The sequence below is a fragment of the Microbacterium sp. ARD31 genome, from assembly GCF_031844425.1.
Genome location: NZ_JAUZVE010000022.1, coordinates 64335 through 78886, shown reverse-complemented (window position 1 = coordinate 78886; position 14552 = coordinate 64335). Strand labels below are relative to the sequence as shown.

12 protein-coding genes and 2 tRNA genes are annotated in these 14552 nt (G+C 72.6%); 9 read left to right on the top strand and 5 right to left on the bottom strand.

Annotated features, from left to right (window positions below; translation table 11 throughout):
* Nucleotides 1-32: 32 nt before the first annotated feature.
* On the top strand, nucleotides 33-4034 hold the full coding sequence (gene eccCa / locus Q9S36_RS32910) for a type VII secretion protein EccCa (RefSeq protein WP_311289037.1): 4002 nt from the start codon (nucleotides 33-35) through the stop codon (nucleotides 4032-4034).
* Nucleotides 4035-4210: 176 nt separating this feature from the next.
* Here eccCa and Q9S36_RS32905 read toward each other — a convergent pair whose 3' ends face one another.
* Nucleotides 4211-5803 (bottom strand): helicase HerA-like domain-containing protein, encoded by a 1593-nt coding sequence (locus tag Q9S36_RS32905; protein ID WP_311289036.1) that lies wholly within the window; start codon nucleotides 5801-5803, stop codon nucleotides 4211-4213.
* A 57-nt stretch (nucleotides 5804-5860) separates the two neighbouring features.
* Between Q9S36_RS32905 and Q9S36_RS32900 the strand changes: the two genes are divergently transcribed.
* Entirely contained in the window at nucleotides 5861-6160 is a 300-nt protein-coding gene (locus Q9S36_RS32900; RefSeq protein ID WP_311289035.1) for a type II toxin-antitoxin system VapB family antitoxin, read from the top strand.
* Nucleotides 6157-6660: a LytR C-terminal domain-containing protein gene (locus Q9S36_RS32895; protein WP_311289034.1), complete on the top strand. Its 504-nt coding sequence runs from the start codon at nucleotides 6157-6159 to the stop codon at nucleotides 6658-6660. Before Q9S36_RS32900 ends, Q9S36_RS32895 begins: the two co-directional genes overlap by 4 nt.
* 11 nt (nucleotides 6661-6671) lie before the next feature.
* On the opposite strand, the gene Q9S36_RS32890 is transcribed toward Q9S36_RS32895, so the two are convergent.
* A complete protein-coding gene (locus Q9S36_RS32890; RefSeq protein ID WP_311289033.1) occupies nucleotides 6672-8189 on the bottom strand; it encodes a potassium/proton antiporter in 1518 nt (505 codons plus the stop codon).
* A 169-nt stretch (nucleotides 8190-8358) separates the two neighbouring features.
* Between Q9S36_RS32890 and Q9S36_RS32885 the strand changes: the two genes are divergently transcribed.
* From Q9S36_RS32885 to Q9S36_RS32875, 3 genes are read left to right on the top strand one after another with little or no spacing between them, the layout of a single operon-like run.
* Nucleotides 8359-8787 carry a hypothetical protein gene (locus Q9S36_RS32885; protein ID WP_311289032.1) on the top strand — a complete coding sequence of 143 codons (429 nt, stop codon included), beginning with the start codon at nucleotides 8359-8361 and terminating at the stop codon, nucleotides 8785-8787.
* A 1-nt stretch (nucleotide 8788) separates the two neighbouring features.
* Nucleotides 8789-9721, top strand: a complete 933-nt coding sequence (locus tag Q9S36_RS32880) for a hypothetical protein (protein ID WP_311289031.1) — start codon at nucleotides 8789-8791, stop codon at nucleotides 9719-9721.
* On the top strand, nucleotides 9718-11046 hold the full coding sequence (locus Q9S36_RS32875) for a hypothetical protein (protein WP_311289030.1): 1329 nt from the start codon (nucleotides 9718-9720) through the stop codon (nucleotides 11044-11046). Before Q9S36_RS32880 ends, Q9S36_RS32875 begins: the two co-directional genes overlap by 4 nt.
* A 70-nt stretch (nucleotides 11047-11116) precedes the next feature.
* On the opposite strand, the gene Q9S36_RS32870 is transcribed toward Q9S36_RS32875, so the two are convergent.
* The 3 genes from Q9S36_RS32870 to Q9S36_RS32860 all read right to left on the bottom strand — a co-directional run bounded on the left by Q9S36_RS32870 (nucleotide 11117) and on the right by Q9S36_RS32860 (nucleotide 13474).
* A complete protein-coding gene (locus Q9S36_RS32870; RefSeq protein ID WP_311289029.1) occupies nucleotides 11117-12481 on the bottom strand; it encodes a VWA domain-containing protein in 1365 nt (454 codons plus the stop codon).
* 7 nt (nucleotides 12482-12488) lie between these two features.
* A complete protein-coding gene (locus tag Q9S36_RS32865) occupies nucleotides 12489-13358 on the bottom strand; it encodes a MoxR family ATPase (RefSeq protein ID WP_311289028.1) in 870 nt (289 codons plus the stop codon).
* A 31-nt stretch (nucleotides 13359-13389) separates the two neighbouring features.
* Nucleotides 13390-13474 (bottom strand) — tRNA-Ser (locus tag Q9S36_RS32860).
* A gap of 100 nt (nucleotides 13475-13574) precedes the next feature.
* Here Q9S36_RS32860 and Q9S36_RS32855 point away from each other — a divergent pair.
* The 3 genes from Q9S36_RS32855 to Q9S36_RS32845 all read left to right on the top strand — a co-directional run bounded on the left by Q9S36_RS32855 (nucleotide 13575) and on the right by Q9S36_RS32845 (nucleotide 14496).
* The gene (locus tag Q9S36_RS32855) at nucleotides 13575-14036 is read left to right on the top strand and encodes a hypothetical protein (RefSeq protein WP_311289027.1); all 462 of its coding nucleotides are present in this window, start codon (nucleotides 13575-13577) and stop codon (nucleotides 14034-14036) included.
* A 63-nt stretch (nucleotides 14037-14099) separates the two neighbouring features.
* Nucleotides 14100-14190: transfer RNA gene (locus Q9S36_RS32850), tRNA-Ser, on the top strand.
* A 171-nt stretch (nucleotides 14191-14361) separates the two neighbouring features.
* Complete coding sequence (locus Q9S36_RS32845) at nucleotides 14362-14496, top strand: hypothetical protein (protein ID WP_311289026.1); 135 nt, start codon at nucleotides 14362-14364, stop codon at nucleotides 14494-14496.
* Nucleotides 14497-14552 lie beyond the last annotated feature (56 nt).

Genomic DNA, 14552 nt, shown 5'->3' with positions numbered 1-14552 from the left:
GCGACGTCATCGGGCGAGGCAACGGGGGATGCGTGAGCACGACACTGCGGGGCGGCCAACGGCTCGATGAACCGGAGATGCCCGGCGGGCAGATCGTGCTCCAGCCGCCGCCGGAGCTCCAGGAGGGCGAGGGCGCCGGCGGGGTGCTGATGAACGCCATCCCGATGCTCGGCAGCCTCGGCTCGATCGTGCTCGTGGCGACGATGGGCGGGTCGAACAAGGGCCGCAGCTTCCTCGCGGCCGGCATGTTCCTCTTCGCCACGCTCGGCTTCATCGTGGTGCAGATCGACCGGCAGCGGAAGCAACGCGCCCAGCAGGTCACCGGCTCGCGCACCGAGTACCTCCGCTACCTCAGCAACATCCGCAAGGTCGCGCGCGAGGCCGCCGACCAGCAGCGGCGGGCCCTCAACTGGCACCACCCCGAGCCCGACGCTCTGCCGGCGCTCGCCGAGGACCGCACCCGGCTGTGGGAGCACACCGCCTCCGACGACAACTTCCTCCACGTCCGCTACGGCCTCTGCTCGCAGCCCCTGTCGCTGGAGCTGGTGCCGCCGGAGAGCGCACCGGTCGACCAGGTGGACCCCGCGGCGGCGTCCGCGCTGCACCGGCTGCTCGTCGTGCACCGCCTCCAGCCCAACCTGCCGGCGTCGATCGACCTGCGCGCCTTCGACCGGATCGAGCTGTGCGGCGACGCCGAGGAGGTCCGCTCGACCGCGCGGGCGATGATCTGCTCGGCCACGGCCTTCCAGAACCCCGACCAGCTGATCGTCGCGGTGCTGAGCTCGGAGCAGAACCTCACCCACTGGGACTGGGTCAAGTGGCTCCCCCACGCCCAGAGCACCCGCGAGGCGGACGCCGTCGGCCCGATGCGCATGGTCGCGACGTCACTCGACGACCTCGGCAACCTGCTGCCGCCCGACCTCAGCGACCGCCCGCGCTTCGGTGCCGACGAGCGCCCCGCGACGCCCCACATCCTGCTGGTCATCGACGGCGGCCACCTGCCGCCCGGCAACCACATCGTGCCGCCCGACGGCCTGCACGGCGTCACGCTGCTGGACCTGCCGGCCCGCTGGGACGAGCTCGAGGACTCCACGCGCCTGCGCCTGGAGTTCGTGGACGGGCCCTCCGAGCTCGGCAAGCGACCGGTCCGCGCGCTGCGGCTGCGCGGCGAGCCCGTCAAGGCGCTGGCCGACCAGTGCGACCTCGCCACGGCGGAGGCGTACGCCCGTCGCATGGCGCCGCTGAAGACCGCGAGCGCGGAGTCGGCGTCGGCCGGCGGCACGGTCGACATCACCTCGACCACGCCCGACCACATGGACCTGCTCGGCCTGGGCGACATCTTCGCCTACGACCCGGCGACCGCCTGGCGGCCGCGGCCGGCGCGCGACCGGCTGCGCGTCCCGATCGGCATCGGCGACTCGGGCGGGCTGATCCACCTCGACATCAAGGAGTCCGCCCAGCAGGGCATGGGCCCGCACGGCTTGGTGATCGGCGCGACCGGCTCCGGCAAGTCGGAGTTCCTGCGGACGCTGGTGCTCGGCCTGACGATGACCCACTCCTCCGAGCAGCTCAACCTCGTGCTGGTCGACTTCAAGGGTGGCGCGACGTTCGCCGGCATGGCGGGGATGCCGCACGTCTCCGCGGTCATCACCAACCTCGCCAACGAGCTCACCCTCGTCGACCGCATGCAGGACGCCCTGTCCGGCGAGATGACCCGCCGCCAGGAGCTGCTGCGCGACGCCGGCAACTACGCCTCCGTGCGCGACTACGAGAAGGCGCGCGCCAACGGCGAGCCGCTCGAGCCGATGCCGTCGCTGTTCATCGTCGTGGACGAGTTCTCCGAGATGCTCTCGGCCAAGCCCGAGTTCATCGACCTCTTCGTCGCCATCGGCCGCCTCGGCCGCTCGCTCGGCCTGCACCTGCTGCTCGCCTCGCAGCGCCTCGAGGAGGGTCGCCTGCGCGGCCTGGAGTCGCACCTGTCCTACCGCGTCGGCCTCCGCACGTTCTCCGCCGGGGAGTCGCGCGCGGTGCTCGGCGTGCCCGACGCCTACGAGCTGCCCGCCGTCCCCGGGCTGGGCTACCTCAAGCCCGACCAGTCGACGCTGCTGCGCTTCAAGGCGGCCTACGTCTCCGGTCCCCCGTCGAGCCGCACCCGCGTCACCCGCGACGAGGGCGGCGCGATCCGCGGGATCCTGCCCTTCACCATCTCCGAGGTGCAGGCGCTCGACACCACGACCGACGAGACCCCCGAGGTCCCCACCCCGCAGCCGCAGCAGCAGGGGGAGCAGCCGTCGCTGCTCGACATCGCGGTGCAGCGGATGATCGGCAAGGGCCCCGAGGCGCACCAGGTCTGGCTGCCGCCGCTCGACGTCCCCGACACCCTCGACGAGCTGATGCCCGACCTGGTGGAGAGCCCCGACCTCGGCCTGACGTCGCCGCAGTGGCGCAACGTGCCGGGCCTGGTCATCCCGCTCGGCACCGTCGACCGCCCGCGCGAGCAGCGCCGCGACACGATGACGCTGAACCTCACCGGTGCCGCCGGCCACGTCGCCGTCGTCGGCGGCCCACGCTCGGGCAAGAGCACGCTCCTGCGCAGCATCGTGACCAGCATGGCGCTGGTGACGACCCCGTTGGAGTCGCAGTTCTTCGTCCTCGACTTCGGCGGCGGCGCGTTCGCCCCGATGACCCGGCTGCCGCACGTCTCGGGCGTGGCGACCCGCTCCGAGCCCGACGTCGTACGACGCGTGATGGCGGAGGTCGAGGGCATCGTCGACCGCCGCGAGGCCTACTTCCGCGAGAACGGCATCGACTCCATCGAGACCTACCGCTCGCGCCGCACGCAGGGCCGTGCCGACGACGGCTGGGGCGACGTCTTCCTCGTCATCGACGGCTGGAGCACGCTGCGCGCGGAGTTCGACGACCTCGAGATGGAGATCCAGCAGCTCGCCGCGCGCGGCCTGACCTTCGGCCTCCACATCGTCACCGCCTCCACGCGCTGGGCCGACTTCCGCGCCGCGATGCGCGACGTCTTCGGGTCCAAGCTCGAGCTGCGCCTCGGTGACCCGCTCGACTCCGAGGTCGACCGCAAGGTCGCGGCGCTGGTGCCGGTCGGTCGCCCCGGACGCGGCCTGGTGCCGTCCAAGCTCCACTTCCTCGGCGCGCTGCCGCGCATCGACGGCGACGGCAACGCCGACACCCTCGGCGACGGCGTCGACGACCTCCTCGACCGGGTGGCCGCGGCGTGGAAGGGCCCGCAGGGACCCAAGCTGCGCCTGCTGCCGGAGACCGTCACGCTCGACGCGATCCGCGAGGACGCCGTGCGCCGCCAGCTGCCGGAGAAGCAGATCCTGCTCGGCATCAACGAGAAGGAGCTCGCCCCGATCGGCCTCGACGTCGACGCCGAGCCGCACATGCTGGTGTTCGGCGACGGGCAGTCCGGCAAGAGCGCGCTGCTGCGGGCCTACGTCCACGAGATCATGCGCACCCGCACGCCGAAGGAGGCTCAGATCGTCCTCGTCGACTACCGGCGCTCGCTGCTCGGCGAGGTGCCCGACGAGTACCTCCTGAACTACCTCACCTCTGCGACGCAGGCGACCCCGACGCTGAAGGACATCGCCACCTACCTCGAGGGCCGCATCCCCGGCCCCGACGTGACGCCCGACCAGCTGCGCAACCGGTCGTGGTGGACGGGCGCCGAGGTCTTCGTCGTGGTCGACGACTACGACCTGGTGGCCACGCAGCAGTCCTCGCCGGTCTCCTCGCTGCAGCCGCTGATGGCGCAGGCGCGCGACGTCGGGCTCCACGTCGTCGTGGCGCGTCGTACGGGCGGCGCCTCACGCGCGCTCTACGAGCCGGTCATCCAGTCGCTGCGCGACCTCGCCATGCCGGGCGTGATGCTCTCCGGCCCGCGCGACGAGGGCGTGCTCATCGGCAACCTCCGGCCCCAGCCCGCGCCCGCGGGACGGGCCCGCGTGGTCACCCGCGACCGCGGCACCGAGACCGCCCAGCTGGCCTGGACAGACCCCACGATGTGAGAGGCGCCCGGATCGCCCCGGCCTCCTCAGCCCCCGCGCTCGGCGCCCGACGTCGTCTGGACTGACGAGCGAGCGAGCGCGACGAGACAGCTCGGGAGCGAGGAGGGAAGACAACGTCTTCAGGGGCGCCGAGCACGCGCGAGCGGAGCGAGCGCCACAAGCACTGTCGGCGCTCTTTACCTTCTCCCGCTCTTGAACATCCCGCGGGCGATCTCGCGGGCGGCGGTGCGCATGAAGTCCTTGAACGCCGTGGACTTCACGACGGTCTCGACCATGCTGTCCTGCTCCTTCTCCGCCTTCTGCCGCGACTTCTCGGTGACGCGCTCGTTCTTCTGCTCGCGGGCCATCTCCTTGACCCGGGCGTCCTCGGCCGCCTTGCGCGCGCCCTCCTCGAGCTTCTTGGCGAGCAGCTCGCGCGCTGACTCGCGGTCGATCGCCTCGGCGTACTTCGCGGTCAGCGGCGAGGCCTGGACCGCGGCCTCCATCGCGGCGGCGTCCGCGGGGTCCATCAGCGACTCGGGCGCTCGCAGGCGCGTCCAGGCCACCGGCGTCGGGGCGCCGCGCTCGTTCATCACCGTCACGACCGCCTCGCCGATCCCCAGCGACGTGATGACCTCGCCGAGGTCGTCGTACGCGCTGTTGGGGTAGGTGTTCACCGTCGCCTTGAGCGCCTTGGCGTCGTTGGGCGTGTGCGCGCGGAGCTGGTGCTGGACCCGCGACCCGAGCTGGGCCAGGACCTCGTCGGGCACGTCGGTCGGCGACTGCGTCACGAAGAAGACGCCCACGCCCTTGGACCGGATCAACCGCACGGTCTGGGCGACCTGGTCGAGGAACGCGTCGGAGGCGTCGTTGAAGAGCAGGTGGGCCTCGTCGAAGAAGAAGACCAGCTTGGGCTTGTCGAGGTCGCCCTCCTCGGGCAGGTCGTGGAACAGGTCGGCGAGCAGCCACATGAGGAAGGTGGAGAAGAGCGCCGGCCGGTCCTGGAGGTTGGGCAGCTCGAGGAGGCTGATGATGCCGCGGCCGTCGTCGGTCGTGCGGAGGAAGTCCTTGGTCTCGAACTCCGGCTCGCCGAAGAACACGTCGGCCCCCTGCGCCTCGAACGTGATCAGCTCGCGCAGGATCACCCCGGCGGTCTGCGGGGACAGGCCGCCGATGCCCTTCAGCTCGGCCTTGCCCGCCTCGTCGCCGGTGAGGTACTGCAGCACGGCCCGCAGGTCGGACAGGTCCAGCAGCGGCAACCCGTTCCTGTCGCAGTAGTAGAACACCAGGCCCAGCGAGGACTCCTGGGTCTCGTTGAGGCCGAGCACCTTGGCGAGCAGGGTCGGCCCGAACGCCGACATGGTCACCCGGACCGGTACGCCGATGCCCTGGCCGCCGATCGCGTAGAGCTCCGTCGGGAAGCCGGTCGCCGTCCAGTCCTGGCCGACGCTGGCGGTGCGGGCGGTCAGCTTCTCGCTCGCCTCGCCCGGCACGCCGAGCCCGGAGAGGTCGCCCTTGATGTCGGCCGCGAAGACGGGCACGCCGTTCGCGCTGAGCTGCTCGGCCAGCAGCTGGAGCGTCTTGGTCTTGCCGGTGCCGGTCGCGCCTGCGACCAGGCCGTGCCGGTTGAGCATGCCCAGCGGGATCCGGATGGGGACGTCGCCGAGGCGCTCGGCGTCGAGCATCAGACCGCCCAGCTCGAGCGCCGGGCCCTCGAACCGGTAGCCCGGCGCGACGGCTGCGGAGATCGGGTCGGACGGTGCGGGCTGGGCCTCCGGGGTCTCGCTCATGGTCGCGAGCCTAGTCAGGCGCGTCGGCCGCCACGAGGGCGTCGTTATGATCCCAGCGTGATCTTCAAGCGGGTGGGCGTCGGCCGGCCCTACCCCGACCACGGACTGACCTCGCGCGAGTGGGCCGACCTGCCCCCGCGGCAGGTGCGGCTCGACGAGCTGGTGACCACCAAGGACACCCTGCAGCTCGACGCCCTGCTCGACGAGGACTCCACGTTCTACGGCGACCTCTTCGCGCACGTCGTGCAGTGGCGCGGCGACCTCTACCTCGAGGACGGCCTGCACCGCGCGCTGCGCGCCGCGCTCCAGCAGCGCAGCGTGCTGCACGCCCGCGTCCACCAGGCCGACTCCGCATGAGCGGCGCGCTGCGGTCCGCGCTGACCCTGGCCACGCTCGGCCTCATCGTCGTCGTCGCGACCCTGTGGGGCTGGTCGGCGTTCACCGAGCCGTTCCCCGAGGACGAGCCCGTGCCGATCTGCGAGAACGCGACCGTCGCCGCCGGCAGCGAGGTGCGCCGCGACCAGGTCGTGGTCAGCGTCTTCAACGGCAGCGGCCGCAGCGGGCTCGCCGGCGCCACCAGCGCCCAGCTCGAGGAGCGTGGCTTCGTCGCCGGCGACGTCGGCGACTCCCCGCAGCCCGCCGCGACCACGCAGATCTGGAGCTTCGACCCCACCAACCCCGCCGTGCAGCTCGTCAAGAAGCAGTTCAAGGGCGCCGAGGTGGTGCCCGGAGACCCGATCGGGGTCGGCATCGTCGTGGTGGTCGGGGAGAAGTTCACCTCGCTGCGCAAGAAGCAGGTCGAGTCGGTCGTGGCGAAGTCCGACGCCAGCATCTGCAAGGCGACCGGCTCGGAGTGAGCCGGCGCGGCTCACTCCTGGTCGCGCCGCGCGGAGTCGCCGAGCCACTGGGCGAGTCGGCCGTTCTGCGACACCTGGCGCAGCCGCACCTCGGTCGCGTCACGCAGCTTGCGGGGCGTGACGACCACGAGGTCGTCGCCCGAGCGCAGCACCGTACGTCGTTCGGGCACGAGCACGTTGCCCGCCCGGATCACCAGCGAGACGGAGGCGCCCTGCGGCAGCCGGAGCTCACCCACCTCCACGCCGTGCATCTTCGACGTGGGCGCGATCGTCACCTGGAGCAGGTCGGCCGCCACCCGCTCGAGCGGGGCCGCCTCCACGTCGAGGCCACGGGGCTCGGAGCGCAGCGCCACCCCGAGCAGCCGCGCGACCCACGGGAGGGTGGGTCCGGTGAGCAGGGTGTAGACCACGACCATCACGAAGACGATGTCGAAGAGGTGGTCGGCGCCCTCGACGCCCTCGGACAGGGGGATGGTGGCCAGCACGATCGGCACCGCGCCGCGCAGCCCGGCCCAGGAGATGAAGACCATGTCGCGCGGGCCCATGCGTTGCACGACGGTGCTGACGAGGACCGAGAGCGGTCGGGCGACGAAGGTGAGCACCAGCCCCGTCACGAGCGCGTCGACCACGGTGTCGAGGTCGATGCGGCCGGGCGAGAGCAGCAGGCCGAGCATCACGAACAGCCCGATCTGCGCCAGCCACGCGACGCCCTCGGCGAAGGAACGGGTGGCGACGCGGTGCGGCAGCTCGCTGTTGCCGAGGATCAGCGCCGCGACGTAGATCGCCGCGAACCCGGACGCGTGCACCGCGGCAGCGGCGCCGTACGCCAGGAAGGCGAGGCACATGACCGCGAGCGGGTAGAGGCCGGAGGACGGCAGGGCGACGCGGCGCATCAGCCAGGCGCCCGCGAAGCCGCACACCGCGCCGATGACACCACCCGCGACCAGCTCGAAGACGATGGTGCCGGCGACCTCGAACAGGCCGGCACTGCCGACGGCCCCGGTCGAGATGATGCCGACGAGGACGACGGTCGGGGCGTCGTTGAGCCCGGACTCCGCCTCCAGCGCGCCGGTGAGGCGCTTGGGCAGCGGCACGACGCGCAGCACCGAGAACACCGCGGCCGCGTCGGTCGGCGAGCACACCGCACCGAGGAGGACCGCCAGCTCCCACGGCAGGCCCAGGAGGTAATGGGTGCCGACCGCGACGACGGCCACCGACACCGCGACGCCGAGGGTGGCCAGGGAGACGCCGAGCCGGATGCTCGACCTCATCTGCCGCCAGTCGGTCGTCAGGCCGCCCTCCGCCAGGATGATCGCGAGGGCGCCGAAGCCGAGCGCGTGCGCCAGCTGGGCGTCCTCGAAGGGGATCGCGAAGGGACCGCCCTCACCCAGCAGCACGCCGATGAGCAGGTAGATGAGCAGCGAGGGCAGGCCGACACCCGCCGAGACCCGCACCGCGAGGATCGCCGCCAACGTCACGACCGCGCCGACCAGCACGAACGCGTCGAGCTGGTGGACGTCGAATGTCATGCACACCTCGTGCCATCGGCGGGGGCTGGTCGGTGCGGTGATCCTATCGGCCGCCCCGGGCGGCAGGACGGGTCGACCACGGGCGCCTGGTGGGCCAGAATCGTTCGGCGGAGCACGTTTGGGCGGGGCACGTCACGGGTAGGCGTGCGCCGACGAGAGGGAGTGATCGATGTACGGCGACACCGCCGCGGGTCGCAAGCGCGTGGCCCAGCTGCGTGAGCAGGGCGGCGACATCCGCGCCCTCGCCGCACGTCTGGTCTCCCAGGCCGAGGCGGTGCCGTGGCACGGCAAGGCCGCCGACGCGATGCGCGAGCGCATCAAGGAGCGCGCCGACCACCTCCGCGCCGCCGCCGCGCAGCACGAGACCGCCGCCGAGTCGCTCTCGCGCCACCTCTCCGAGGTGGACACGCTCAAGGAGGCCATCGAGGTGCGCTCGCACAAGGCCACCTCGCTCGTCGAGGACGCCCGCACCCGCGCCAGCGAGGCCGACCCGTCCGCGGGCGCCCAGCCGGACGCCGCCGACGCTGCGCTGCTGGCGTTCGACCCTCCCCCGGCCGGTCACAGGGACTGGCTGACCGTCGACCTCCCGGGGCTCTGAGATGGTGACCATCGACCTGACCACGCCGCCGACGCCGCCGGCGAGCTTCCTCGACGGCATGGCGCGCCGGCTCGCGCTCACCCTGCCGGAGCTGCGCCTGGTCGCGGAGCTGGCCGGAGGCGCCCCGCTGCCGTTCGACCTCGCCGCCGGCGACGCCGCAGGCGCCGGTGCGGGCTCGCTGTCGGGCCGGCTCGGCCAGAGCCGGGGCTCGGTCGAGGACTCCGCCTACACCGACGCGATCGGCACCCTCCACGACCCGCGCGACACCCTGCGCCGCCGCGGCCTGCTGACGGACGAGGGCGCCGACGCCGGGATCGTCGGCGCCGTGGGCCTGCTGGCCACGCCGCGCCTCGCCCTCGACATCGACGTCGCCGCCGGCGCCACCCAGGTCAAGGCCTGGCACCGCCACAGCGGCGGCGCCGTGGCCAGCCTGTCGACCTGCGACGGCATCGTCTTCGAGCTCGCGTGGTTCCCCGCCGACCAGTGGACCGTGGAGCTCGCACGGGTGACGGCCGTCCCGGAGGAGGTGCCGCTCGGCACGTCCCACGTGCCCGACCTCCTCGACGTGCCCTACGCCCTGGCCGACGCGATCGGCGAGGCGCTGCGCTCCGGGCGCTCCGACCTGGTGCCGGTGCTGATCGGCCAGGCCGAGGGCCAGGTGCTCGCCGACGGCGAGCCGCTCGGGGACGCCGAGGCCGCTGCTGCGCTCTCGGCCGTGCACGCCGAGAGCCGCGGCCGGCTCCGGATCCTCGCGGCCGAGGTCGCCGAGCGGGCCACCACCGCGGTGGGAGTGGTGTCGTGGGTCATGCTCAGGGACGGCTGGCACTCGCTGACCCCGCGCCACGACGACGGCGCCCGCGTCGCGGTCCGCCGCGTCGACCCCGACGACCTCCCCACCGAGCTCGCCCCCGTGCTCGCCCAGGTGACGACATGAGCAACCTCGACATCCCCCGCAGCCACGGCGACGAGACGCCCGAGGCGTCGTCCGCGTCCGTCGCGGCCGACAAGTACGACCAGATGCTGGCGCTGGCCGACCTGTTCGACTCCTCCGGCAACGAGATGCGCACCCGCGCCCGCCTCGGGACCGAGATCCTCTCCGACGACGACGTCGCCGACTCCGGCGAGCTGTCCCGGGCCACGTGGGCGCAGGCGGAGGAGGACATCCGCGCCGCGACCACCGGCAAGCACGGGCTGCTGACCCGCTCGGTCGAGCTCGACGCCGACGCGCTCGTCGTCCGCGCGACGGTGCTGACCTACCGCTGGATCGACGAGCTGCAGCAGGCCGCCTACAAGACGCTCGGCTCGATCGCGGGCCGCGCCATCGGCTACCTCGCCCCCGAGGTGGCGCTCGGCGGTGCGATCGTCAGCGCCGGGCTCATCGAGACCGACGCGATGGACCGCGACGGGGTGACGGCCTACCTCAACGAGCTCGCCGAGAACAACCCCGAGCTCATGGACCACCTCTCCGGCGGCGGCGGGCTGCTCGACGGGCTGCACATGCGCTCGCTGCTCACCGCCGGCGTGCTCGCCACCGACCAGGGCGCCCACGCCGCGCGCGGCGGCCTGCGCGCCATCGGGGTGGAGCCCTTCCCGACCGACGCCGTCGCCGCCTTCCGCGACTCCGCCGGCTCGTTCGTCGAGGCTGAGCACCCCGCCACCGAGGCCGACAGCAGCGAGGGCCAGGCGCCCCGGTCGCTCGAGGAGCTGATGGCCAACCTGCTCGCCGAGGACCGCAGGATCAGCGTCCAGCGCGTCGGTGCGGGCCGCTACATCGCCTATCTCCCCGGCAACCCCGGCCCCGAGAACGGCCGGCTCCGCCTCGTCGGCGCCGACCCCACCACCTCCGCGGGGCAGGTCGTGCGGGCGATCGAGAAGGCCGTCACCGACGACGACGCCCGGGTGATGCTCGTCGGCTCCGCCGCCGGTGGTGCGATCGCGGCAGAGATCGCGGCCAGCACCCGCTCCACGCGCTTCGTGGTCGACCAGGTGGTCACCGCGGGCGCCCCGTCGGCGCAGGTGCCGCGGATCCCCGAGGACACCCGCGTGCTGTCGCTGGAGGACCGGTCCGACCCGGTCGCCCTCCTCGGCTCGCTGATCAACGCCTCGATCCCCAACCGCCTGACCGTCGTCTTCGACGGTCGCGAGGGCGAGGGCACGCACGTCTACGTCGCGGGCGCCCGCGCCGCCGACACCGCCGAGCACCCGGAGGTCCGGGCCGAGATCACCCGCCTCCAGGACCTCGGCTTCCTCGCGGGGTAGGGGTTTCGAGGCTCGCTGCGCTCGCACCTCAACCACCGAGATGGGCCAGCGAGCGCGAGCGCAGCGAGCGCTAGACGATCGAGTGCACGAACTCCGCGAGCTGGGCGAGGTTGCGGCACTCCGTCATCGGCACCACCTCGCCGTACCTGTCGGCCGCGCTGTCGCCCGTCCCCCAGTGGCGGGGGTGCTCGGGGTTGAGCCACCAGGCGTGGCGGGCGCGCCCGGCGAGGTCGGCGAGCACGGGCAGGGCGAGGTCGCTGTAGTTGGAGCGGGCGTCGCCGAGGACCAGCAGCGAGCTCCTCGGCCCGACGGCGTCGGCGTGGTCCTCGGCGAAGCGGGTGATGGCACGCCCGTAGTTGGTCCGCCCGAAGAGCGCGGCGTGCGAGATGCTCGCCGCCAAGCCCTCCATCACCTCGACCACGTCGGCACCGGGCCGGAAGCGGTCGCTGACCTCGACCACGTCGTCGACGAAGGTGAAGGCCCGCACCCCGCTGAACGCCTCACGCAGGGCGTAGACGAGGAGCAGCGTGAACTGGGCGAAGTTCGCCACCGAGCCGCTCACGTCGCAGAGCACCACCAGGTCCGTGCGGTGCGGCCGCTTGGGCTTGTGGACCGTGGTCAGCGGCACGCCGCCCGTGGCGATCGAGGAGCGCACCGTGCGGCGTACGTCGAGGGGGCCGCGCCGCCGCGCGTGCTGCTCCTTGGTGAGCCTGGCCGCCAGCCGCCGGGCCAGCGGGTAGATCTCGCGGCGCATCTCGTCGAGGTCGCTGCGCCGCGCGGCGGTGAAGTCCAGCCGGTCGATCGTGGGCCGGACCGTCACGTCGGCGACGTGCGCGGGCCCCTTCTCCTCGGCGATCCGTCGCCGGGCGTCGCCCTCGACCATCCGGGTGAAGTCGCCGATGCGCCGCCCCGCAGCCCGCTGCGCCTGCCGCTCGTCGACACCCCCCGCGAGCAGCCCCTGCACGACCCGGTCCACGAGCTCGGCTGGCGACACGCGCTGGAGGGAGGTGTACGCCGACCAGCTCGACAGCCCGGGACCGCGACCGGGCATCGCCCCGAAGCGCGCGACGGCCTCCACGGCGAGGTCCTGCAGCGCCTGCTCGTCGCCGGCGGCGAGCCCCTCGGCCAGCGCCTCTCGGAAGCGGGCGAGCTCGGGACCGGAGTCGCGCACGCCCTCATCTGGCACCGCGTCATCGCTCCCGACGCCGCCGCCGACCAGGCGCGGGTAGTAGATGTCGAAGACGGCGTCGAAGGTGACCCGCTGCGGCTGTCGCTTGACCAGCGTCGCGGCGTAGGCCGCGCGCACCGTCTCACGGTCGTGCCAGTGCACCTTCTCCAGCGCGCTGATCGCGTCGAGACCCTCGGCCAGCGACACCGAGAGGCCCGCGGAGCGCAGCGCCTCCACGAAGCCGATGTGCGTGTCGAGCAGGGTCATCGGGCCCTCATCCCACGGCCAGCTTGAGCTCCTTGATCGCACGCCGCTGGTCGGACGCGTGCTTGAGCACGACGCCGAGGGTGCGCGCGACGGTGGCCTCGTCGAGGTCGCCGATCTCGAGGGCGATGAGGGTGCGCGCCCAGTCCACCGACTCCGCGATCGACGGGGCCTTCTTCAGCTCCAGCTCGCGCAGGCGCACGACGACGTCGACGAGCTGGGCGGCGACCTTGTCGTCGAGCCCGGGCACCTGGCTGGTGACGATCGCCCGCTCGCGCTCGGCGTCGGGGTAGTCCAGGTGCAGGAACAGGCAGCGGCGCTTGACCGCCTCGGACAGCTCCCGGCTGGCGTTGGACGTCAGGACGACGAACGGCCGTCGCGTCGCCGTCACCGTGCCGAGCTCGGGGATCGTCACCTGGAAGTCGCTCAGCACCTCCAGCAGCAGCCCCTCGACCTCGACGTCGGTCTTGTCGACCTCGTCGACGAGCAGCACCGTCGGTGCGTCCCGGCGGATCGCGCTGAGCAGCGGCCGCGTGAGCAGGAACTCCTCGGTGAAGATGTCGTCGTGCGTCTCGCTCCACACGGCGTCGCCCTGGGATGCCTGGATGCGTAGCAGCTGCTTCTTGTAGTTCCACTCGTACAGCGCCCGGGCCTCGTCGAGGCCCTCGTAGCACTGCAGGCGCACCAGCTCCGCGCCCGTCGCCCGCGCCACCGCCTTGGCCAGCTCGGTCTTGCCGACCCCCGCCGGACCCTCGATCAGCAGCGGCTTCTCCAGCGCGCCCGCGAGGTACGCCGTCAGCGCGGTCGCGTCGTCGGTGAGGTACCCCGCGGCGCGCAGGCGCGCGGTCGCGTCGGCGGCGGACTCGAACCAGGTCGTCACGTTGCCGACCCTAGCCTCCAGTGAGGCTCAGCAGAGGGGGCGGGATTCGAACCCGCGGTAGGTCTCCCTACGACCGCTTTCAAGGCGGTTCCGATCGGCCGCTCCGGCACCCCTCCTCGTACGACGACGCGCGCCGCACACCGCGGGACTCTACCCAACGCCCGCAGGTCCCACCCGGGCACGGCCGGTGCCGGGCGGACGTGGGAAAATCCGAGGGTGACCACCGAGAACGCCACCGTCCACCGTCTCGCGCCCGCCGTGGCGGCGCGCCTGCTGGGCGTGGTGCTGGTGGCGGTGGCGGTGCTGATCCTCCTCTGCACGTTCGCCATCGCGGCCCTCGACCTGCACACGGTCTTCCTCCTGGTCCCCGTCGGCCTCACCATCGTGGTGCTGGCGGCGAGCTGGTGGGCCTGGCGGGAGAAGGGCTGGGTCGTGCGGCTGACCCCGGAGGGCTACCGCGTCCAGTGGGTGCGCGGCGTGGGCGCCGCCGCCGCACGCTGGAAGGACGTCGAGGACGCGGTCACCACGACCGTCGCCGACTCCCCCGTGGTCGTCCTGCGCCTGCGCGACGGGCGCACCACGACGATCCCGGTCGAGATGCTGGCGGTGGACCGCGAGGCGTTCGTCCGCGACATCCAGGCCCACCTCCAGCAGGGGCACGGCCTGCGCAAGTGGTGACCTGATTCGGCGCGAGCGCCGTGCGCCTTGTAACCTTCTGTGCGCCCGGTGCTCGCCGGGCATGGAGGCGTCGCCTAGTCCGGTCTATGGCGCCCGCCTGCTAAGCGGGTTTGGGGCTAAAACCCCATCGAGGGTTCAAATCCCTCCGCCTCCGCAGTGGCCGGCCCCCTTCCCCGGAAGGGGGCCGCAGCCCTGCGCCTGCCCGGGCTTTTGCAGGAACCTGCAATGCACAGACCTGCAGATCGAACGCACTGACGCATCGCCGGGCAGTGAGCGACAATTAACTGTCATCCCCTGTGACATCGTGACAACGAGGTGAAACCCCATGACCCCAGTACGCCGCATCGCAGCCGCAGCACTCGTGGCCGCTCTAGGCTTCGGATTCGTCGGCCTGGGTGCTTCCCCTGCAGACGCCGGGATCGACACGACCTGGGGCACGAAGACCAAGGCGCCCCACTGACCTGCGCGTGCCATGATGGGCACGCAGTGAAGAGCTGAGTCACGGACCCTCTCAAC

Bases quoted from the DNA above. Each gene is read 5' to 3' on its own strand.
- Q9S36_RS32875 (WP_311289030.1), top strand. From the start codon at position 9,718: ATGAGCAACCTCGACATCCCCCGCAGCCACGGCGACGAGACGCCCGAG.
- Q9S36_RS32845 (WP_311289026.1), top strand. From the start codon at position 14,362: ATGACCCCAGTACGCCGCATCGCAGCCGCAGCACTCGTGGCCGCTCTA.
- Q9S36_RS32870 (WP_311289029.1), bottom strand. From the start codon at position 12,481: ATGACCCTGCTCGACACGCACATCGGCTTCGTGGAGGCGCTGCGCTCC.
- Q9S36_RS32890 (WP_311289033.1), bottom strand. From the start codon at position 8,189: ATGACATTCGACGTCCACCAGCTCGACGCGTTCGTGCTGGTCGGCGCG.
- Q9S36_RS32885 (WP_311289032.1), top strand. From the start codon at position 8,359: ATGTACGGCGACACCGCCGCGGGTCGCAAGCGCGTGGCCCAGCTGCGT.
- Q9S36_RS32905 (WP_311289036.1), bottom strand. From the start codon at position 5,803: ATGAGCGAGACCCCGGAGGCCCAGCCCGCACCGTCCGACCCGATCTCC.
- Q9S36_RS32895 (WP_311289034.1), top strand. From the start codon at position 6,157: ATGAGCGGCGCGCTGCGGTCCGCGCTGACCCTGGCCACGCTCGGCCTC.
- Q9S36_RS32880 (WP_311289031.1), top strand. From the start codon at position 8,789: ATGGTGACCATCGACCTGACCACGCCGCCGACGCCGCCGGCGAGCTTC.